The organism is Methylophilus sp. DMC18, assembly GCF_056314005.1.
The window spans coordinates 458,298-476,968 of sequence record NZ_JBQUZE010000001.1; the positions used below are offsets into that span (position 1 = coordinate 458,298).

The 18,671-nt window shown below is 52.7% G+C and carries 22 protein-coding genes; 7 read left to right on the forward strand and 15 right to left on the reverse strand.

Annotation, left to right across the window (positions count from 1 at the left end; all coding sequences use genetic code 11):
* Position 1: 1 nt before the first annotated feature.
* Complete coding sequence (locus tag ACT53G_RS02050; protein WP_476168562.1) at positions 2 to 634, reverse strand: OmpW/AlkL family protein; 633 nt, start codon at positions 632 to 634, stop codon at positions 2 to 4.
* Between the two features lie 312 nt (positions 635 to 946).
* Positions 947 to 1,552, reverse strand: a complete 606-nt coding sequence (gene ribA, locus ACT53G_RS02055) for a GTP cyclohydrolase II (RefSeq protein WP_476146100.1) — start codon at positions 1,550 to 1,552, stop codon at positions 947 to 949.
* Positions 1,553 to 1,792: 240 nt separating this feature from the next.
* On the opposite strand from ribA, the gene ACT53G_RS02060 reads away from it, so the two are divergent.
* The 3 genes from ACT53G_RS02060 to ACT53G_RS02070 are packed head-to-tail and all read left to right on the forward strand — an operon-like array spanning position 1,793 to position 4,064.
* Positions 1,793 to 2,068: a PepSY domain-containing protein gene (locus ACT53G_RS02060; RefSeq protein WP_476168563.1), complete on the forward strand. Its 276-nt coding sequence runs from the start codon at positions 1,793 to 1,795 to the stop codon at positions 2,066 to 2,068.
* Entirely contained in the window at positions 2,068 to 2,733 is a 666-nt protein-coding gene (locus ACT53G_RS02065) for a winged helix-turn-helix domain-containing protein (RefSeq protein ID WP_476168564.1), read from the forward strand. The genes ACT53G_RS02060 and ACT53G_RS02065 overlap by 1 nt, the downstream gene beginning before the upstream one ends.
* Complete coding sequence (locus ACT53G_RS02070) at positions 2,730 to 4,064, forward strand: ATP-binding protein (protein WP_476168565.1); 1,335 nt, start codon at positions 2,730 to 2,732, stop codon at positions 4,062 to 4,064. The genes ACT53G_RS02065 and ACT53G_RS02070 overlap by 4 nt, the downstream gene beginning before the upstream one ends.
* A 17-nt stretch (positions 4,065 to 4,081) precedes the next feature.
* Here ACT53G_RS02070 and ACT53G_RS02075 read toward each other — a convergent pair whose 3' ends face one another.
* Positions 4,082 to 4,411 carry a PepSY domain-containing protein gene (locus tag ACT53G_RS02075; protein WP_275356836.1) on the reverse strand — a complete coding sequence of 110 codons (330 nt, stop codon included), beginning with the start codon at positions 4,409 to 4,411 and terminating at the stop codon, positions 4,082 to 4,084.
* A 220-nt stretch (positions 4,412 to 4,631) separates the two neighbouring features.
* On the opposite strand from ACT53G_RS02075, the gene ACT53G_RS02080 reads away from it, so the two are divergent.
* Positions 4,632 to 4,889, forward strand: a complete 258-nt coding sequence (locus ACT53G_RS02080) for a hypothetical protein (RefSeq protein ID WP_194747027.1) — start codon at positions 4,632 to 4,634, stop codon at positions 4,887 to 4,889.
* A gap of 6 nt (positions 4,890 to 4,895) precedes the next feature.
* Here the strand turns inward: ACT53G_RS02080 and ACT53G_RS02085 are convergent, their stop codons facing one another.
* From ACT53G_RS02085 to ACT53G_RS02095, 3 genes are read right to left on the reverse strand one after another with little or no spacing between them, the layout of a single operon-like run.
* On the reverse strand, positions 4,896 to 5,348 hold the full coding sequence (locus ACT53G_RS02085) for a response regulator (RefSeq protein WP_194747026.1): 453 nt from the start codon (positions 5,346 to 5,348) through the stop codon (positions 4,896 to 4,898).
* Positions 5,345 to 7,327 carry a hybrid sensor histidine kinase/response regulator gene (locus tag ACT53G_RS02090; RefSeq protein WP_476168566.1) on the reverse strand — a complete coding sequence of 661 codons (1,983 nt, stop codon included), beginning with the start codon at positions 7,325 to 7,327 and terminating at the stop codon, positions 5,345 to 5,347. The genes ACT53G_RS02085 and ACT53G_RS02090 overlap by 4 nt, the downstream gene beginning before the upstream one ends.
* A gap of 2 nt (positions 7,328 to 7,329) precedes the next feature.
* A complete protein-coding gene (locus ACT53G_RS02095) occupies positions 7,330 to 8,130 on the reverse strand; it encodes a LuxR C-terminal-related transcriptional regulator (RefSeq protein ID WP_379077833.1) in 801 nt (266 codons plus the stop codon).
* A gap of 154 nt (positions 8,131 to 8,284) precedes the next feature.
* On the opposite strand from ACT53G_RS02095, the gene ACT53G_RS02100 reads away from it, so the two are divergent.
* The 3 genes from ACT53G_RS02100 to ACT53G_RS02110 all read left to right on the forward strand — a co-directional run bounded on the left by ACT53G_RS02100 (position 8,285) and on the right by ACT53G_RS02110 (position 10,999).
* Entirely contained in the window at positions 8,285 to 8,566 is a 282-nt protein-coding gene (locus ACT53G_RS02100) for a hypothetical protein (protein WP_313984150.1), read from the forward strand.
* Between the two features lie 152 nt (positions 8,567 to 8,718).
* Positions 8,719 to 10,305: a SulP family inorganic anion transporter gene (locus ACT53G_RS02105; RefSeq protein ID WP_476168567.1), complete on the forward strand. Its 1,587-nt coding sequence runs from the start codon at positions 8,719 to 8,721 to the stop codon at positions 10,303 to 10,305.
* A gap of 49 nt (positions 10,306 to 10,354) precedes the next feature.
* On the forward strand, positions 10,355 to 10,999 hold the full coding sequence (locus ACT53G_RS02110; protein ID WP_194747021.1) for a carbonic anhydrase: 645 nt from the start codon (positions 10,355 to 10,357) through the stop codon (positions 10,997 to 10,999).
* Positions 11,000 to 11,071: 72 nt separating this feature from the next.
* Here ACT53G_RS02110 and fdx read toward each other — a convergent pair whose 3' ends face one another.
* The 9 genes from fdx to cysE all read right to left on the reverse strand — a co-directional run bounded on the left by fdx (position 11,072) and on the right by cysE (position 18,531).
* Positions 11,072 to 11,413, reverse strand: coding sequence for an ISC system 2Fe-2S type ferredoxin (fdx, locus tag ACT53G_RS02115; protein WP_194747020.1), 342 nt, complete (start codon positions 11,411 to 11,413; stop codon positions 11,072 to 11,074).
* 1 nt (position 11,414) lies between these two features.
* Complete coding sequence (gene hscA / locus ACT53G_RS02120; protein WP_476168568.1) at positions 11,415 to 13,304, reverse strand: Fe-S protein assembly chaperone HscA; 1,890 nt, start codon at positions 13,302 to 13,304, stop codon at positions 11,415 to 11,417.
* Between the two features lie 6 nt (positions 13,305 to 13,310).
* Positions 13,311 to 13,823 (reverse strand): Fe-S protein assembly co-chaperone HscB, encoded by a 513-nt coding sequence (gene hscB, locus ACT53G_RS02125; protein ID WP_476168569.1) that lies wholly within the window; start codon positions 13,821 to 13,823, stop codon positions 13,311 to 13,313.
* Positions 13,824 to 13,866: 43 nt separating this feature from the next.
* Complete coding sequence (iscA, locus tag ACT53G_RS02130; RefSeq protein WP_194747017.1) at positions 13,867 to 14,190, reverse strand: iron-sulfur cluster assembly protein IscA; 324 nt, start codon at positions 14,188 to 14,190, stop codon at positions 13,867 to 13,869.
* Position 14,191: 1 nt separating this feature from the next.
* Positions 14,192 to 14,575, reverse strand: coding sequence for a Fe-S cluster assembly scaffold IscU (gene iscU / locus ACT53G_RS02135; protein ID WP_194747016.1), 384 nt, complete (start codon positions 14,573 to 14,575; stop codon positions 14,192 to 14,194).
* Positions 14,576 to 14,756: 181 nt separating this feature from the next.
* The gene (locus tag ACT53G_RS02140) at positions 14,757 to 15,974 is read right to left on the reverse strand and encodes an IscS subfamily cysteine desulfurase (protein WP_476168570.1); all 1,218 of its coding nucleotides are present in this window, start codon (positions 15,972 to 15,974) and stop codon (positions 14,757 to 14,759) included.
* A 26-nt stretch (positions 15,975 to 16,000) separates the two neighbouring features.
* Positions 16,001 to 17,146: a cysteine desulfurase family protein gene (locus ACT53G_RS02145; RefSeq protein ID WP_476168571.1), complete on the reverse strand. Its 1,146-nt coding sequence runs from the start codon at positions 17,144 to 17,146 to the stop codon at positions 16,001 to 16,003.
* 27 nt (positions 17,147 to 17,173) lie between these two features.
* A complete protein-coding gene (gene iscR / locus ACT53G_RS02150) occupies positions 17,174 to 17,644 on the reverse strand; it encodes a Fe-S cluster assembly transcriptional regulator IscR (protein ID WP_194747013.1) in 471 nt (156 codons plus the stop codon).
* A gap of 152 nt (positions 17,645 to 17,796) precedes the next feature.
* Complete coding sequence (cysE, locus tag ACT53G_RS02155) at positions 17,797 to 18,531, reverse strand: serine O-acetyltransferase (protein ID WP_476168572.1); 735 nt, start codon at positions 18,529 to 18,531, stop codon at positions 17,797 to 17,799.
* Positions 18,532 to 18,671 lie beyond the last annotated feature (140 nt).

Consider the following 18,671-nt stretch of genomic DNA (forward strand, 5'->3'; position numbering starts at 1 on the left):
ATTAAAAGCGATAGCCGACAGTAAGGCTGTAAACCGTGGGGTTGATCTCCACTTTGCCAACATTGGCGCCATTGATTTCTGTGCGCGTATCAATGCGTGCATAGCGGATATCACCGCCCACAGACCAATGCTCGTCAATGGCAACATCTACCCCCGCTTGCACTGCAGGCCCCCAGGAGCTGCCGAGTGACAGTTTGGCGCCGTTATCGAGTTTTTCATCAAGAAAACGTGTGTAGTTGATGCCGAGCCCAACAAATGGCCGTATGGTCGCTTCTGGCCGGAAGTGATATTGCAGGCTGAGGATGGGCGGCAAATGTTTGGTGGAGCCTGCACGCTCGCCATTGACGTTGATCTGGTGCTTGAAGGCGAGGCCGCCCAAGAGGTCGATCGCCCAGTTCGGTGTCAAGTAATAGCCGATATTAAAAGTCGGGCCGGTTTGGCTATCCACTGTCACCGCAGCGGTATCTTGGATAATCCGGCCATTGTGAGATTGAGGGTCAATCAATGAAATCCCCGCACGTAATTGCCATGGCGACAGGTCTGTGTCCGCGTGCACGGTGGCAGTAATCATTGACAGAAAGAGGCCGATGGCGATCAAAGGGGAATGGGTAAAGAATGGAAATGCATGTTTCAAGATAAAACTCCTTTTGGTTTTCAAGTCGGCTGTCATGCAGGTACTGCACCACTCGTACGTCAAGAAGGTGACCTAGCTTAACGATCCTTTGCAGAAAGTGTGCCAGGGTAATATTTTATTAAAAACAAAGACTTATAATTTTTTTGCGTATGGATGACATGCTTTTTGAAAAGCAGCTTGCTGTCAGCGTGCCCTGACAAAGGCAGGCCGCATGCGGATTGAATAATCGGTTAAGACTGAAACAGGCGTTGCCGAAGGCGGCAAATGCTGGGAAGAAGGGCGGTAGATAGGGGGCAATTAAGCGGGTTGCCTTTAAGCAGGTAAATCTGGCAGTAAATGCCCCAACTTGTTGACCTTGGTTTGCAGGTACTTCAGATTGTCAGGCGTAGGCGGCGTGAGCAATGGCACTTGCTGCGCAACGCTGATGCCTAGCGATTGCAAGGCCGTGCGTTTTTCCAGATTGTTGGAAAGTAGCTGGATCGTGTTGATCTCAAAGTATTGCAGCATCTCTGCGGCCGCTTCGTAGGTGCGGGCATCCACCGGTAGCCCGAGGGCGATATTGGCCTCTACGGTATCCAGGCCTTGGTCTTGCAGCGCATAGGCGCGCATTTTGTTATTGAGACCAATGCCGCGGCCTTCGTGGTTTTTTAAATATAGGATCAGGCCCAAGCCGGTTTGCTGGATCAGGCGTTGCGCGTGGTGCAACTGTTCACCACAATCACAGCGTGTTGAGCCAAACACATCGCCGGTTAAACATTCGGAATGCACCCTGACCAGCGGCGACTGCGCGCCTTGCAGGTTGCCGCAGGCCAGCGCAACATGTTCGAGGCCATTGCGGCTATCGGTAAATACATGGATATCAAACTCGCCAAACTGGGTAGGTAAGCGGGCGGTGGAGCTGTGAGATAAAAATTGCATGATGCGTTGGGCGTTGGAGATGTGTGCCAAATCAATATTGTAGCTGCAACCGGCTTTTTAAAGGGCGGGTTTTGAAATAATCCGTCGTCTGTGGCCATGCAGCCAGGTCATGGCCCAATTTAAGCTTGGTTTAAGATGAATGCTGTTAAACTTTTGGGCATAGTCTTTGTTTGCAGGAGTTGAATACGCATGGTTGGGATGCCCTGTCGCGACAGGAGAGTACTTCTCGCGCTTTTGATCATGTGCGCTACATTAGCCTGCTTGCCGCAGGCCGATTCAGGGGAAAGCCCTGCCAATGCCGGCCGATTGTCTGCCAAAGGTGAAATTCTGAGTCTGGAAAAAATTTCTCAAAAAGCCAGAGCTTACAAACCAGGTGAAATTCTCGAGGTTGAGCTGGAGAAGAAACATGGTCGCTACGTGTATGAGATCGACATACTGGATGCGGGTAGCCAGGTGTGGGAGCTGAAACTGGACGCCAAGACCGGGCAGCTGCTCAAAATGGAGCAGGACGACTGATGCGGTTGCTATTAGTAGAGGATGATGCCTTATTGGGCGCGCAGCTACAGCAGTCTCTTGCGCAGGCGGGCTACGCTTGCGATTGGTTGCAAGCGGGTGTTGAAGCCGCGATACAGGGCAGCCTGGAACCTTATGATCTGGCGATTCTGGATTTGGGTTTGCCGGACCGTCCGGGCCTGGACATTCTGGCCGAGTGGCGGCGCAAGGGGCTGGCGTTGCCGGTGATTGTCCTGACCGCGCGTAGCAGCTGGCAGGAAAAAGTCGAAGCCTTTCATGTGGGCGCCGATGACTATGTGACCAAGCCCTTTCACTTGCAGGAGCTAATTGCCAGATTGGCGGCCGTGCATAAACGCACGGTGGGGGTGGTCAGTGGTGAGTTGGTGGTAGACGATCTGCGTTTGGATGAGCAAACGCAAACGGTGTGGCAAGCGCAGCGCGCGCACGTGTTGACGGGCACCGAGTTCAGGCTGTTACGGTATCTGATGCTGCATCCCGGGCGTATTTTTTCTAAAACCGAGCTCACCGAACACGTGTACGCCTATGATGCAGACAAGGACAGTAATGTGATCGAAGTCTATGTGAACCGCTTGCGGCACAAGATCGGCGCTGAGCGTATCCAGACCCGGCGTGGACAGGGCTATGTGTTGATCGTGCAGGCAGCATGAAGTCTTTACGCACGCAATTGTCGCTAGGGTTGACGCTCAGCCTGGTGGGGCTGCTGACGCTGCAATGGGCGGTGGTGACGTTTACCATAGATCACCTGATTCAGTCGCAGATGACGGCGCGCATGCAGCAGGAAGCAGAAGGGGTGCTCGCCGGTGTTACAGTCAATGCGCGCGGGCAATTGGCGTTGGCACCGCATGTGATGACGGCGGCATACCAGCGTCCTTTTTCCGGGCGTTATTTTATTGTGATGCTGGACCAGTCTAAAACCCAATCCCGCTCGTGGTGGGATGTGAACTTGCCGGTGAGCGCGCTCAAGGTGGGTGAAGAGCGGGTCATGCACGTCACCGGCCCCGAGTCGCAGCCACTGTTGTTATTGGGCCATGGCTACCGCAAGCAGCAGCGAACCATCACGATTTATATCGCCGAGAGTCTTGTCGAGTTGCAGCAAAGTTTACGCATGTTTCATTGGTTGTATGGCGTGTTTTCCTTGCTGGGGTTACTGGCACTGCTCGCCTTGCAGCGCTGGATTGTCGTGAATACGCTCTATCCCTTACAGCAGATCAAGGAAAGCCTGGCAAAAGTGGCCAGCGGCGAGTTGCAGCAGATGAATGCCAGCGGTCCGGCTGAAGTCATGCCGCTCATCAATGAGTTTAACCGTATCCTCAAAAGTGCCAGCCAGAAAACCCGGCGCTCGCGGCTGGCTATCGGCAATCTGGCCCATGGGCTTAAAACTCGTCTCGCCCAGCTGCAATTGTTGTCAGGGGACGCCTCACTAGAGAGTGATGCTCAGTTGCGGCAAAGGGTACAGAGCTGTGCCGATGAAATTTATCAGGATGTGGAGCGCGAATTAAAACGGGCGCGCTTGATGGGCGATGCCTATACCAGCCAAACCACGGACCTGGAACTGGTGCTACCCACGCTGGTGGCGACCCTGCAAAAAATCTATAGCGAAAAGACCGTAGGATTTGCCTGGCAGCACGACGGTCAGCCGCGCGTGATGATAGATCGCGAAGATATGCTGGAACTCCTTGGGAATGTACTCGATAACGCGTTTAAATGGTGCCGCAGCCAGGTTCAGTTAAATATCTCGGTGCAGGCGGAGATACACATCATTGTTGAAGACGATGGGCCCGGTAGCCAGGCTTCAGAACTGGCGGCCTTGCTGCAACGTGGCATGCGTATGGACGAATCCAAGCCGGGCAGCGGATTGGGTCTGGCCATCGTGCAGGATATTGTGCAGCATTATCAGGGCAGCATCGTACTCGACCATTCGCCATGGCTGGGCGGACTGCGGGTGACATTCACGCTCAGGCCCGGCGTGCAGGCCTAAGCGCTTGAGTCGACCCGTTAAAACCAGTCGCGGTTGAGGCTATTCACTTTGCCGGTCTTGGCATCCAGCGTGACTTCCCACTCTTTGCCCTTGGCATCGACGATTTCCACTTCGTAGTCCCAGCCATCTCTAAATTTGCGGCGTTCCAGCTCTATCTCCTTTACCACGCCAGGCTTGGCTGCCAGGGCTTTGGTCTGTGCCTCCTGCTGAGAAATCAGGCCGAACGCTTTTACCATTTGTTCCATTTTCTGCATATCGTCTTCATCGTCGTCGTCAGCCCAAGCTGGCTGCAACAAGCTGCTGGCAATTAGCAGGCTACTCAATACATAAGGCAGTATTTTGTTCATTTTGGGGCTCCTTGTTTCACAATGAACCGTCAAGATACCTGCGCAGCCTTAACTCAAGCTGAAAAGCCCTTTATTCAAGAAGTCTTTTTTAATTCATATTTTTTTAATATTTGCAAGGCTGTTGTAAGGGATTGTGTGCAGAATGACACTTACAGAATCCGTTAAGCCTCATTTGTTAAGCAAGACGGCCCTCGTAACCACTTAAAGACAGGAGTTTCAAATGAATATTTCTAAATCATTGGTTGTTGTGGGTATGGCATTATTCACTGTTGCAGGAACTGCATTAGCGGATCAGAGCATCCCTGTTCAGCAACAAAACTTTGGTAAACGCCCATTAACAGTAAATGCGACTGCTGAAAAATCAGAACAGGCTTGGGAAGGCACCGGCTTGAAGGTAACTGATCCGGCACAAAGCGTTGCACAGCATCAGCGTCAATTATTAAATCTGCGCTTTGCCAGCAAACGCGCTTATCAATAAGGTTGTTTACTGATAGCCCGGCAATTGCAAATCAGGTTGATGTTGCTTGAGCTGGGTGAATAACCAGCGCGTCTCCAGCAGAATCCAGACGCGCAACATGGCCTCCATGGGGTCAAAAGGTTTGGTTAAAAAATCTTTTGCCCCCAGGGCCAGCGCCCGTCTACGGGTAGCGATGGTCGCATCCGCAGTCAGTACCAGCACCGGCAAGTATTCATTATGGCCGACATGGTGCGAGAGCTGGTCGAGCACGGCAAACCCGTCCAGTACCGGCATCATCAAATCCAGCAAGATTAAATCAGGTTGAAAGGCGTTGACCAGATCCATGGTCTTGGTTGGGTCTGTGGTGCTGATCACCTGCTCAAACCCTTCTTTGGTCAGCAGTTCTTCGAGTAAGCGCAAGTTGGCTTCAGCATCATCAATAATCAGAATTTTGGACGCACGCAGTTGTTCTATGTTCATGAGGCAGACTCTGGTAATAATTTAAGCAATAGCTGGTTGAAACTGGCTACATTTAATGGCTTGGTAAAATAATGTGTAATGCCCAGCTGACTCAGGCGCTCCCTGGTTTCCGGCAAGGCATCCGCACTTAACACGACGATGGGCATGGACTGCAAGGACTGCCGTTCAGCCTGTATGTGCTGAATCAGTCTCTCCCCCGAACCGTCTGGCAAATTGAGATCCAGCAATAGCAAATCTGGCTGCATATCCCTTAACCAAACCATGCTTTCCTGCAGGTTGGCAGCCAGATGCAGCTTGAGGTGACGATGCTTGCTCACAATCGCTTCAATCAGGGCCTGGTTACTCGGGTTGTCTTCCACGTACAAAATAGGCCGTTTGCCGGTGGAAGGGGTGGTGACCGGCTGCACAGGCGCGCCTGGCTCCACCGGCGCAGACACATGCATGGGCTGGGGGTGTGCATTGGGCTGTGCCGGCAGGCTGATCCAGAATAGGCTTTTATCTTCAGCGACCCCGATTTGTCCGCCCATGGCGTCCATCAGTTGTTTACTGAGCACTAACCCCAAGCCGGTGCCTTCCGTCACGGTACGTTCGGCGCCAAGGCGGTCAAATGGCGTAAACAGCCGGGAGCGCATGGCCAGCGGAATGCCTTTGCCTGCATCCTCGACCTCCACCCGTACCTGACCATGCTGGGGGTAGGCCCTGAGCTTGACCACACTGTTTTCGGGGCCATATTTCAAGGCATTTGACAGCAGGTTAAGTATCACTTGCAGCAGCCGCTGACGGTCTGCCTGTACGGCCAGGTCTGCTGCAAACTCGGTTTGGATCGAAATATCACGCACCTTTTCCAAGGGCTTGAGGTAGTGGTAAGCCTCTTCTAGCAGTCCATTCACCGAGACGTGTTCCAGCGCCATGTCAATATCGCCACTTTCAATCCGCGAGATGTCCAGCACCTCGTTAATCAGCTTTAACAGATGCTGGCCAGCATTATGAATCAAGGTTGCGCTGTCTTTTTGTCGCCCCTCGGGCAAGTCATTTTCCAGGATCTGGGCAAAGCCTAAAATGGCATTGAGTGGTGTACGCAACTCATGACTGGTGCGCGACAAAAAATTACTTTTTGCGGCACTGGCTTCTTCGGCATCTACTCGTGCCAGATGCGCCTCCTGTGCACTTTTAGTCAGCAATTGTGAGGCATGCTCCAGCTCACTGGTCAGCTCACCGAGCTCGTCGCGGCTAATGCTGGGCAAGGCCAGTGGTTCACCTTTGACCAGATGGGTGGCACTGTCACGGATGGTCCTCACCCTGGCGACGATGGTCTGGCTGAATAGCCAGACACCAATCAGGGAACCCGCTACCCCGGCGATGACCGCCATCAGCGTAATGCGCAAATTGCGTTTGCGCTCAAAAATCACTTCTTTCTTGTCTTGCTCCACGATGGCTGATTCGCGCGCGCTCATCTGATTCAAATGGTTGCGCAATTGATTCAAGGCTTTGCCTTGTGAGGAAAACTTTGTAATCAACGCTTGGTCGGCTTCCTGTGCTCGGTGACTGGCCATCACGGCCAAGTCTTCCAGGTTTTGGGCGACCAGCGGGTGAATGACATCGAGCAGGTGTTGTTGCGAGGCATCGTCCAGGTTGGTTTCGAGTGAGTGCAGCAAATGCGGCATACTTTGCTTGGCACTTTCGTAGCCAGTCAGGAATTGCCGGTTACCCGTCAGTAAAAAGTCTCTTACGCCAGTGGAGGCTTCCAGCAACAAGGTTTGCAGGGTCTGGATATCCTGCTGGATTTGCAAGGCATTCTGCACCCGTCTTTCGAGCAGGGCTGCTTGCTGTTCACTCTCGAAAATCAGCGCCAGTGACGCCAGTAAGACTGTGAGCGGCAAGGCATTGAGCACGATCCCCTTGGTGGTGAGCGATAAATCCTGCCACAGCCGGTTCATGCGGTTGCTGAATTGGTGTAAGCCTGCCACGATCCACTGCATGTTTATAGCCCGTCGCTGCTAAAACCGGCTTCAACTGCCTTGACTGCCGCTTGTGTGCGGTCCCGCAAGTCCAGTTTGCTTAAAATACGTTCTACATGAATCTTGATCGTGCCCGGTGAAATGCCCAGCTTTTGCGCCAGGATGGCATTGCTGGCGCCGGAGGGTAACAAGGCAAAGACCTCGCGTTCGCGCGGGGTCAGTTTTTGCAGGACGCTGTCATCAATGCTAGTGGCAGTGCGGGTGGATTGTTGCAGGGCAAATCCAATCAATCCGCACAGGCTATGCAATAGCTGCAGATTGGCGGGGCTAAGTGGATTGCTGGTCATGAGTGCCAGCAGGCCAACCGCCCGCTGCTGGACGGCAATCGGCAGATGATAGCAATGCAAGGTGGGTGCTGTGCCTGCGGGCGGTTGTAGCGTCCATAAGCTGGCGACATATTGAGTATGCACTTCAAACGTGATTGGTTCCTTGAGCCATAGCGCCAGCGCACCCAGCATGGGGATACGCGCGCCCACCGGATAGGTATTGCCTCTTTGTGCCAGAATTTTGAGCGCCCCGGCATGCTGCTGGCTGATCAGGGCATGCGGCGCACCAAATTGTCCGCTTAACTCATCCAGTACCCATTGCAGCAGGCTCTCTGACCAGCCATGACTAAATAATTGCTGCCCGAGCTTTTCAAACAGGCGCTCATGCGCGATTTGCACCTGATTTTGTTTGAGGGCGTTGCGCAGGGCAAATGCACTTTCCGTAGCAGGCGCATTTGCAGTATGGGGTATGGGTGAGTGAGCACTGTCGTTAGACATATGCCATTTAGTATATACCGAACTCCGTATATTGGTTGATTTTTTATTGTCAGGACCCGTGCACAATCCTCGATCTGGTTATCAGGCAACGCATTGTGGTGCAGGAGATACCCGGCGTCATTGAGATGAATCAGTGACACGAAAAGGATAAACAATGAAAAAATTATGGTTGGCAGTCATCGCTGCATTTGGTTTAATGGGTTCAGTCCATGCGGATGATGTTGATCAGGCGCAAGCGGTGAAGCAACAGCATCATCACAACTTTTTGAGCAAACGGCCTTATGCAAAAGTGCCGGTTGCCAAACAGGATGCCGATGGCAAATGGATTGGCGCAGGCATCGTGACTGACAAGCCCGAGAAGGGCTTTGACAAGCACCAGCAAATGCAACTGCATTTTATCGGCAGGCGTCCTTACACTGCGCCCATGGCTGACTAAGGCGGCACTGAACAAGATCGGGTGGGAACAGGTCAGCGATGGCCGTATTCCCTCCGTTGCACACTGGTGATCGCACATCCCGCATACAGGCGGGGCTAGTATTTGAAAAAATGATGATAAAAACGAATAAATTAAAAGAGGACTGATACACCATGTCAACCGATACTCAACGGTCAGGGCCGTTGTCATTGTTAGCGCATTTGAACCGCGACCTACCGGCTTCGATTGTCGTCTTTTTTGTCGCCTTGCCCCTGTGCCTGGGTATTGCACTGGCTTCTGGCGCTCCTTTGTTTTCCGGCGTGATTGCCGGCATTATCGGTGGCATTGTGGTTGGCCTCGCCAGTGGTTCGCAACTGGGGGTGAGTGGACCCGCGGCCGGCCTGGCGGTGATTGTGCTGGCCGCCATCAGCAACCTGGGTTCTTATGAGGCATTTCTCGCTGCGGTCGTACTGGCCGGGGTGTTCCAGTTTTTGCTGGGCCAGTTTAAAGCCGGCTTCATTGCTTATTTTGTGCCATCTTCGGTGATTAAAGGCATGCTGACCGGCATCGGCCTGTTGATTATCCTCAAGCAGATTCCGCATGCCTTTGGCTATGATGCGGATTTTGAAGGTGACGAAGCCTTTGAGGAGGCAGGGGGTCACAACACATTTAGTGATATTTTGCAGGCCTGGGATTTATTGACGCCAGGCGCCATCCTGATTGCCGCTGTTTCCTTTGCCATCCTGATTTTTTGGGATGTCTATTTGAGTAAAAAGCATCGTGTGTTTCAAGTGCTGCAAGGGCCGATTGTGGTGGTGTTCACCGGTATCGCGCTCAACTGGGCGTTTATGCATGAATGGCTGGACTTCAAACTGGCGGCTGACCAGATTGTGAGCTTGCCCGTTGCCAGCAGTCTCGGCGACTTCGCCAGTTTTTTCACCCACCCGGATTTTAGTCAGATGACTCAGCCTTTGGTGATCAAAACCGCATTGGTGATGGCGATTGTGGCCAGCCTGGAAACCCTGCTGTGTGTGGAGGCGACGGATAAACTAGACCCGCATAAGCGTGTGACACCGACCAACCGTGAGCTCAAGGCGCAGGGGTTAGGCAATGTTCTGTCTGGCATGATTGGCGGTTTACCCATCACACAGGTGATCGTACGTAGCAGTGCAAACATTACCTTTGGTGCACACACAAAAATGTCAGCGATACTGCATGGTTTTTGGTTACTGTTGAGTGCCATCACCATCGCCAGCCTGTTGAATATGATTCCGCTGGCCAGCCTGGCAACCATTCTGATTATGGTCGGCTATAAGCTGGCCAAACCCAGCCTGTTCAAGCAGATGTATGCCTTGGGTTGGGAACAGTTTGTGCCTTTTGTGGTAACGATTGCCGCGATTGTGTTGACTGACTTGCTGACCGGTATCGGCTTGGGCCTGGTGGTGGCTATTTTCTTCACCTTGCACCATAGCTATCGTAATTCGCATTACATCAAGCAAACGCGCTCGAACGAAGAGGGCCGCGAAGTGTATCATCTCGTTTTGGCCGAAGAAGTATCGTTTTTTAATAAAGCGAGCATCCTCGAAGTCCTGGCATCCATCCCGCGCAATAGCAAGGTGGTGATTGATTGCACCAATAGCAAATCAATCGCCTATGATGTGGTGGAGTTTATCCAAGACTACCAACAACAGGCCAAACTGAAAAATATTGAGGTTGAAACCATCCAGTTTAACCCGCCCAAATTTATGCTTGGCCATTAAGATTTTGGCTGATCAATAATAAAAAACTGATTATTAAGGATAGATTGATATGTACAAACATCCCTTGCTCGACCGTGACAAAATGACCCCGCGTGAAGCGTTGGAGATTCTGGTCGAAGGCAACCACCGTTTTACCAGTGATCTGGAGCAGGACAAGGACTTCAAAAGCCTGATTCAAATCACCAAAGATAAGCAACACCCGTTTGCCTCATTCCTTAGTTGCAGTGACTCCCGAGCACCGGTGGAGTTGTTGTTTGATCAGGCGCTGGGCGATGTGTTCAGTGTGCGTCTGGCAGGCAATATTGCCTCGGATAAAGCGATTGGCAGTCTTGAATTCGCCAGTAAATACCTCGGCAGCAAACTGATTGTGGTGATGGGCCATAGTTCTTGCGGCGCAGTCAAAGCGGCTTGTGACGATTTTAAAGACGGGCATATTGGTGAGATTATCAATCTGATCAAACCCTCTATCCGTCACGAAAAAACAGTCTCAGACCCGGCGCAGCGTAATTCCAAGAATGGCGACTTCGTGGAAAAGATTTGTGCACTCAATGTAAAATATCAAATCGATACCATCATCCGCTGCAGTGATATTGTCGATGATATGCTGCAAAGCAAGCAAATCGGTATTGTTGGCGCGGTTTATGATATCTCGAATGGTAAAGTGGACTTCCTTGAAGAGACATTTATTGGCTAGTCCCTGGTCTGGCACAAATAAAAAGCCGATGCATGCATCGGCTTTTTTTGTGGGAGCGCAGGAGTCAGGCGCCTAGTGGTTACCCTCTTTAGCCAGATTGATGCTGTATTTCGGAATCTCAACCGTGACATCCTGATCCTGCAACACGGCCTGGCAGGACAAGCGTGAATGCGGTTGCAGGCCCCAGGCACGGTCTAGCATGTCTTCTTCATCTTCTTCGATCTCGTTCAGGCTGTTAAAGCCTGCACGCACAATGACATGGCAGGTGGTACAGGCACACACGCCGCCACAGGCATTATCAATGTCTATGTCGTGCTTCAACAAGGCGTCGCAAATCGAAGTCCCTGAGGCTGCTTCAATCACGGTGCCTTCCGGGCACAGTTCAGCGTGTGGGAGTATGGTAATTTTAGGCATATCAGAGTTCCAGTGAATCCAGGTTTTTACCGGCCAGCGCTTTTTTGACAGACGCATCCATGCGTCTGGCGGCAAAGGTTTCGGTGGCATGGTTAAGGGTTTCGGTCGCTAGCTTGATGGCTTGGCTATCGTGTTGATTACAAAGGGCACGTAACGCCTGGATAGACGCTTCTATCTGCGCACGCTCCGCCGTATCGAGCAAGGTATCGCCACTCTCTGCGAGGGCGGCTTCAATCGCTTCAATCAGGCGCTGGGCATCGACTATCGCTTCACGCAGCATGCGCGCCTGTTTGTCTGCTTCGGCGGCGCCAAACGAGTCTTTGAGCATACTGGTGATTTGTTCTTCGTTGAGGCCATAAGACGGCTTGACGGTGACATTGGACTCGACGCCACTGGTCTGTTCGCGCGCGGAGACCGAGAGCAGGCCATCGGCATCAATCTGAAAGGTGACGCGGATACGGGCAGCCCCGGCCGCCATGGGCGGAATGCCACGCAGTTCAAAGCGTGCCAGTGAACGGCAGTCGCTGACCAGCTCGCGCTCGCCTTGTACCACATGGATCGCCATCGCCGTTTGGCCGTCTTTGTAGGTGGTGAAATCCTGGGCGCGTGCAATCGGCAAGGTCGAGTTGCGCGGAATGACTTTTTCAACCAGCCCACCCATGGTTTCCAGTCCCAAGGAGAGCGGCGTCACATCCAGCAGCAATAAATCATCGCCACTGCGGTTGCCAGCGAGAATGTTGGCCTGAATGGCAGCCCCCAGGGCCACCACTTTGTCCGGGTCCAGATTGGTTAAGGGTTCTTGCTGAAAAAAGGCTTGTACGGCATGACGGATATGCGGCATGCGCGTCGCGCCGCCAACCAGTACCACGCCCTTGATTTCATCGATGGCCAGCCCGGCATCGCGCATGGCTTTGCGGGTAGGGCTCAGGGTTTTATTGACCAGATGTTCGGTCAGGGCAACAAACTGGCTCACGCTCAGTGTTTCATCCACCAATGCACCATTACTGAGTTTGCAGACAATATTGGCTTCATGGTTATCGGTCAGCCATTCTTTGGCCTGGCGCGCTTTGGTCAGCAACAGGCGCGTGTCTTCTTCGGTTAACGGTTTGAAGTCTGCCGTTTTGCTACGCACCTGATCAAGCACCCAGCAGTAAATCCGGTGGTCAAAATCATCGCCGCCCAGGGCAGAGTCGCCATTGGTTGACAGGACTTCAAACACCCCTTTGCTCAAGCGCAGGATGGAAATATCAAATGTGCCGCCGCCCAGGTCATAAATGACATAGACGCCTTCTGCCGCGTTATCCAGGCCGTAGGCAACGGCGGCGGCCGTCGGTTCATTGAGCAGGCGCAAGACATGCAAGCCTGCCAGTCGGGCCGCGTCTTTGGTCGCCTGGCGTTGCGCATCATCAAAATAGGCCGGCACGGTAATGACTGCACCGGTGAGTTCACCGCCCAGCGCCTTTTCAGCGCGCACTTTCAGTGTCTTTAAAATCTCGGCAGAAATCTCAATCGGGCTTTTGAGCCCGGCACGGGTTTTCAGCTCCAGTATGCCGTGTGAGCTGTCGTTCTCGACAAAATGGTAGGGGATATGTGCGCGGTCGGTGATGTCGTGCAAGGCCCGGCCCATAAACCGTTTGACCGAAACAATGGTATTCACCGGGTCCTGGCTTTGTGCCGCTTGCGCCTCATGGCCGACGACGACAGCCTCTTCGAGGTAACGTACCACAGAAGGTAACAAGGCATGCCCGTGTTCATCGTGCAACACGGTGCTCATCCCGCTACGCACGGTCGCCACCAGCGAGTTGGTGGTGCCCAGGTCTATGCCCACCGCCAGTTTGTGCTGGTGTGGGGCTGGGGAAAAACCTGGTTCTGAAATCTGTAATAGGGCCATGAAATTCTAATCTTCCAACTGGGCGATGATCTGGTGGATATCCTCAGTCACTTTGTCAATAAAACGCATTTTACGCACGGTCATCGCCGCCGCTTGCGGGGCATCAGCCAGCTCGGTTTTCACCTGTTGCTGCAAGTCTTTGGCCGCCAGATGCATTTCTGACAGCAAGCGTTCCAGTGCTGGAATGTCTTTGCCAAACTTGGCGTCTTCCATCGCCTCGCGCCACTCCATTTGTGACATCAGAAAATCCGCGGGCATGGCGGTATTCTGTTCCTCATCGGTAGCAATGCCCTGCAGTTGCAGCAGATAACGGGCACGGGTGGTCGGCTGCTTCAAGGTTTGATAGGCCTCGTTGGCCAAGGTGGCCATCTGCATGGATTGCATGCGTTCAGCAGGGGAGGCGTTCACAAACTTGTCAGGATGCACTTCAGCTTGCAGTTTGCGGTAGTGCGCATCGAGTGTGGCCAGATCAATTTCAAATTGGGCTGGCAGCTGAAACAGCGAGAAATGGTTTTGCATAAAGTCATCAGCCGCAGAAAACGAAGGTTATCTGCGGCAACAATTAAACCGTAAAAGACTCACCACAACCACATTCGTCCTTGACGTTGGGGTTGTTGAACTTAAAGCCTTCATTGAGGCCTTCTTTGGCAAAGTCGAGCTCCGTGCCATCGATGTAGACCAGACTCTTAGGGTCTACAATCACTTTAATGCCATGGCTTTCAAACGTCGTGTCCTCTGGCTGCAGATCATCCACAAACTCCAGCGTGTAAGCCATGCCCGAGCACCCTGTGGTTTTGACACCGAGGCGCAAGCCTATGCCTTTGCCACGGTTCGCCAGAAACTTTTCAACACGTTGGGCCGCGGCTTCTGTCAGGGTAATCGCCATATTACGCGCCTTGCTTGGATTTCAAATCGGCAATCGCGGATTTGATCGCATCTTCGGCCAGCACTGAGCAGTGAATTTTCACTGGCGGTAACGCCAACTCTTCCGCAATCGCAGAGTTCTTGATCTCTTGCGCCTGATCCAGGGTTTTGCCCTTGAGCCATTCTGTCACCAGTGAGCTCGAAGCAATGGCAGAGCCACAGCCATAGGTCTTGAATTTGGCGTCTTCAATCACGCCCGCATCATTGACCTTGATCTGCAATTTCATCACGTCACCACAGGCAGGGGCGCCGACCATGCCGGTGCCGACATTCGGGTCGTTTTTGTCCATAGAACCCACATTACGTGGATTTTCGTAGTGGTCTAATACTTTATCTGAGTAAGCCATATGATTGCTCCTATCAATTAAAACGTCACATAAAGATTATGTTCATGTTTTAATTTAAAAAATAATTCTTTAATGAATAAAAATTGCAGATTTCATTGTCTGGCAAGGCGGAGGCATGCGCCGTTTAGTCTAATCTAACCAAGCATGTCGACAACGCCGCCAGGCGATGAAAGATCAATTTTTAATGCTCTGCCCATTCAACTTTGGACAAATCAATCCCATCCTTGAACATCTCCCATAATGGGGACAGTTCACGCAGTTTTCCAATCTTGCTCTTCAACAAATCTATTGTGTAATCCACATCGGCCTCGGTGGTAAAGCGGCCAATGCTGAAACGGATGGAGCTGTGAGCCAACTCGTCAGAGCGGCCCAAGGCGCGCAAGACATAGCTTGGTTCCAGGCTGGCCGAGGTACAGGCAGAGCCGGAGGAGACGGCGATATCCTTGATTGCCATAATCAGCGATTCACCTTCTACAAAGTTGAAGCTCACATTCAGATTGTGCGGGACGCGGTGATCGAGATCCCCATTGACGTAAGTTTCTTCAATTTGCAGCAAACCGTTTAGTAGACGGTCACGCAACATGCGGATACGTTCGTTCTCGCTGGCCATTTCTTCATTGGCAATGCGGAAAGCTTCCCCCATGCCGACAATCTGGTGGGTGGCCAGCGTCCCGGAACGCATGCCACGCTCGTGACCGCCGCCATGCATCTGCGCTTCAATGCGGATGCGTGGTTTACGGCGGACATACAAGGCACCAATCCCTTTAGGGCCATAGGTTTTGTGCGCAGAAAAGCTCATCAAATCCACAGGCAGTTTTTCCAGGTCTATCGTCACTTTGCCGGTGGCTTGTGCGGCATCCACATGAAAGATCACGTTATTGGCACGGCAGACATTGCCCAGCGCTTCGATATCCTGAATCACGCCGATTTCGTTATTCACCAGCATGATGGACGCCAGCACGGTGTCAGGGCGAATGGCTGCCTTGAATTTTTCCAGTGAAATCAGGCCGTCGGCTTCTGGTTGCAAATACGTGGCTTCATAGCCCTCGCGCTCCAGTTCACGCACGGTGTCCAGCACCGCTTTGTGCTCGGTGGCCGCGGTAATGATGTGTTTGCCTTTGCTGGCAGCATAAAAATGCGCAGCGCCTTTAATCGCCAGGTTGTTGGACTCGGTCGCACCTGAAGTCCAGACGATTTCGCGTGGATCCGCATTCACCAGTTTGGCAACTTCTTCACGTGCATGCTCAACCGCCTGCTCGGCTGTCCAGCCGTAAGGATGGCTACGCGAGGCCGGGTTACCAAAATCCTCGGTCAGGTAAGGGATCATCTTTTGTGCAACACGAGGATCCACAGGGGTGGTCGCAGAATAATCCAGATAGATCGGCTTTCTTTCAGACATATTTCAATGCTCTTTCCATAAAATACTTATGCCGCGATGGCACTTAACCCTTTGAGACGTTGCACTTCTTTCTGCAACGCGGCTAAAAATTCGCTGATTTCTTCGGCGGTATTACTGTCGCTCACACTCACGCGTACCGCACCGCGCGCAAGGTCAGGTTCTATCCCCATGGCCAGCAGGACATGACTGGGCTCAGTACTGTCACTGGAGCAGGCGGAGCCGCTGGCGACAGCAAATCCAGCTTTATCCAGCGCGGTGACCAAGGTCTCACCCTCAATATTGGGGATGGCAAAAAAACTCGTATTGGGCAGGCGTGGTGCATTCTCCGCAAAGATCACCGCACCCAGACGCTGCAATCCGGCTTCAAGCTGAGACCGCAAGGCTTGGGTCGCCTGGCTGCGGCTTTGCAGCGTTTGTATGGCAAGCTGGCAGGCACGGGCAAAGCCTACAATACCGGCGACATTCTCGGTGCCGCTACGCAAGCCTTTTTCTTGCCCCCCGCCGTGTAGCAAGGGCGCAATATCCACCCGTTTGTCCAGAATCAGCGCACCAACGCCAACCGGACCACCAATTTTATGGCTGGAAAACGTCAGCGCATGCACGCCCAAAGACGTAAAATCGACAGGCACCTTACCAAACGCTTGTACGGCATCGGTATGGATCAGCGCGCCACGGGCTTTTGCCAGTGTTGCCAATTCAGCGACCGGCTGTAAGGCACCTGTTTCGTTATTTGCCAACATGCAAGATACCAAGCCTGTGCGTGTGTTCAGCGCTTGTTCGGCTTGCTGCAGGTCCAGCGTGCCTTCGGCCGTGACCGGTAGCGTTGCCACTTTCCAGTCATGCCAAGCCAGCGACTGCGCAGGTCTGGTGACACAGGGATGTTCAATGGCACTGATCAATAATTGCGTGGCACTCAAGTTGGCCGCCATGCCTTTAATGGCAAAATTATTGGCTTCGGTACCACCGGAGGTAAAGACCACTTGCGACGGTTGCACACCCACACATTCTGCAATCTGTGCTCTGGCCAGTTCCATGGCATCACGCGCATTGCGCCCATACACATGACGACTGGTCGGATTGCCACACGCTTGCCCCAGCCACGGCAACATGGCGTCCAGCACTTGCGGTTTCAGTGCGGTGGTGCTGTTGTGGTCAAAGAATACGGTGGTCATGGACTTGGTGTGCCTTGATGCCCGGCCTTAAGCGGCAATGCTGGCTTCTGAGCCACATTTTCGCGGGGCAAAAATCACCTGGCCGGTAGATTTGTTGCGTTGCATGTCTACCATGTCGGCCAGTGTGACGCCTGACAGGTAGTCCAGAATTTTGCTGTTTAAAGAAGCCCATAGCTCATGGGTCATGCAGCGGCCTTCTTCATGGCAATTCTCGTTGCCACCACATTGGGTCGCGTCAATTTGCTCATCTACGGCAGTGATAATGTCAGATACAGAAATCTCATGATGCGCTTTGGCAATACGGTAACCGCCGCCGGGACCGCGCACGCTGGAAACCAGGCCTTGTTTGCGCAGGCGACTGAATAGCTGTTCAAGGTAAGATAATGAAATGCTTTGGCGCTCACTGATGCCGGCCAATGTCACTGGTTTATCCGCTTCATAGAGCGCGATATCCAACATGGCGGTAACGGCAAAACGACCTTTGGTAGTTAATCGCATCTTGAGATGACCTTTAAAAACAGTATTGAATTATAGAATAACCTACTGTTTTAGTCAATTATTATGCTGTAAAAGTTCAGTCTGTTTTTATCCATCTAATCAAGGCCTCAATGCGGGCCCGAGGTCAGGCTGGAAAGGCCTGTTCGCTGCCTTTATTCCGGCTTTTTGGCAAACGCCTCACCGACATTGCTGTCGTTTTCCACATCATTGAGCCTGGCGACTTGCGTCTTCAGCTCGGCAATTTCTGCTTCTTGCTTGTGAGCATGATCAAGCAAGCTGTTGATCGCCTTGATCATCGGGTCATTTTCATCGTTGCCCACCGCATAGGCGTTGAACCCCATTTTCTGTGCGACATCATGGCGTTGCTTGGCTTTTTCCTCCTCGAGGATACGCGCCGGAATCCCAACCGCAGTGGCGTTTTCAGGGACGTCTTTGACCACTACGGCATTGGAGCCGATTTTGGCGTTCTTGCCGACGGTGATGGGCCCCAACACTTTGGCTCCAGCGCCAATGACCACACCAGATTCCAGTGTTGGATGACGTTTGCCCTTGTTCCAGCTGGTGCCGCCCAAGGTGACGCCATGGTAGAGCGTGCAGTCATCGCCAATAATGGCTGTTTCGCCGATCACCACGCCCATGCCATGGTCAATAAACACGCGCCGACCAATGGTGGCGCCGGGATGAATCTCGATGCCGGTCAGCCAGCGGCCAAGATGCGACAACGCGCGTCCCAGCCAATAGAGCCGGTGACTCCATAACCAGTGACTGAAACGATGCAAAATCAGCGCGTGGACGCCAGGGTAGGTGGTCAGAATCTCGAAATGTGTCCGTGCGGCCGGGTCACGGTCAAACACAATCGAAATATCTTCTTTAAGATGTTTGAACATGCGCGCATTATGCCACAAGTCTTGGCTTAGGCTTGCCGGGTTATTGCTTGGGAGGGATGGTTAGCCACAGCGGGCGAAGAGATCGCAGAGGAAACCCATGAAACACACGTTTTTGTCTCTCTTTGCCTGGTGTGGGCGTT

Excerpts from the sequence above, each read along its gene's own strand:
- hscB (WP_476168569.1), bottom strand. The coding sequence starts at position 13,823 with ATGCAAAACCATTTCTCGCTGTTTCAGCTGCCAGCCCAATTTGAAATT.
- cysE (WP_476168572.1), bottom strand. The coding sequence starts at position 18,531 with ATGTTCAAACATCTTAAAGAAGATATTTCGATTGTGTTTGACCGTGAC.
- ACT53G_RS02145 (WP_476168571.1), bottom strand. The coding sequence starts at position 17,146 with ATGACCACCGTATTCTTTGACCACAACAGCACCACCGCACTGAAACCG.
- iscU (WP_194747016.1), bottom strand. The coding sequence starts at position 14,575 with ATGGCTTACTCAGATAAAGTATTAGACCACTACGAAAATCCACGTAAT.
- ACT53G_RS02060 (WP_476168563.1), top strand. The coding sequence starts at position 1,793 with ATGTGCGCTACATTAGCCTGCTTGCCGCAGGCCGATTCAGGGGAAAGC.
- ACT53G_RS02090 (WP_476168566.1), bottom strand. The coding sequence starts at position 7,327 with ATGCAGTGGATCGTGGCAGGCTTACACCAATTCAGCAACCGCATGAAC.
- iscA (WP_194747017.1), bottom strand. The coding sequence starts at position 14,190 with ATGGCGATTACCCTGACAGAAGCCGCGGCCCAACGTGTTGAAAAGTTT.
- ACT53G_RS02105 (WP_476168567.1), top strand. The coding sequence starts at position 8,719 with ATGTCAACCGATACTCAACGGTCAGGGCCGTTGTCATTGTTAGCGCAT.
- fdx (WP_194747020.1), bottom strand. The coding sequence starts at position 11,413 with ATGCCTAAAATTACCATACTCCCACACGCTGAACTGTGCCCGGAAGGC.
- ACT53G_RS02085 (WP_194747026.1), bottom strand. The coding sequence starts at position 5,348 with ATGAACATAGAACAACTGCGTGCGTCCAAAATTCTGATTATTGATGAT.
- ACT53G_RS02065 (WP_476168564.1), top strand. The coding sequence starts at position 2,068 with ATGCGGTTGCTATTAGTAGAGGATGATGCCTTATTGGGCGCGCAGCTA.
- iscR (WP_194747013.1), bottom strand. The coding sequence starts at position 17,644 with ATGCGATTAACTACCAAAGGTCGTTTTGCCGTTACCGCCATGTTGGAT.
- ACT53G_RS02110 (WP_194747021.1), top strand. The coding sequence starts at position 10,355 with ATGTACAAACATCCCTTGCTCGACCGTGACAAAATGACCCCGCGTGAA.
- ACT53G_RS02070 (WP_476168565.1), top strand. The coding sequence starts at position 2,730 with ATGAAGTCTTTACGCACGCAATTGTCGCTAGGGTTGACGCTCAGCCTG.
- ACT53G_RS02100 (WP_313984150.1), top strand. The coding sequence starts at position 8,285 with ATGAAAAAATTATGGTTGGCAGTCATCGCTGCATTTGGTTTAATGGGT.
- ACT53G_RS02095 (WP_379077833.1), bottom strand. The coding sequence starts at position 8,130 with ATGTCTAACGACAGTGCTCACTCACCCATACCCCATACTGCAAATGCG.
- hscA (WP_476168568.1), bottom strand. The coding sequence starts at position 13,304 with ATGGCCCTATTACAGATTTCAGAACCAGGTTTTTCCCCAGCCCCACAC.
- ACT53G_RS02080 (WP_194747027.1), top strand. The coding sequence starts at position 4,632 with ATGAATATTTCTAAATCATTGGTTGTTGTGGGTATGGCATTATTCACT.
- ACT53G_RS02075 (WP_275356836.1), bottom strand. The coding sequence starts at position 4,411 with ATGAACAAAATACTGCCTTATGTATTGAGTAGCCTGCTAATTGCCAGC.
- ACT53G_RS02140 (WP_476168570.1), bottom strand. The coding sequence starts at position 15,974 with ATGTCTGAAAGAAAGCCGATCTATCTGGATTATTCTGCGACCACCCCT.
- ribA (WP_476146100.1), bottom strand. The coding sequence starts at position 1,552 with ATGCAATTTTTATCTCACAGCTCCACCGCCCGCTTACCTACCCAGTTT.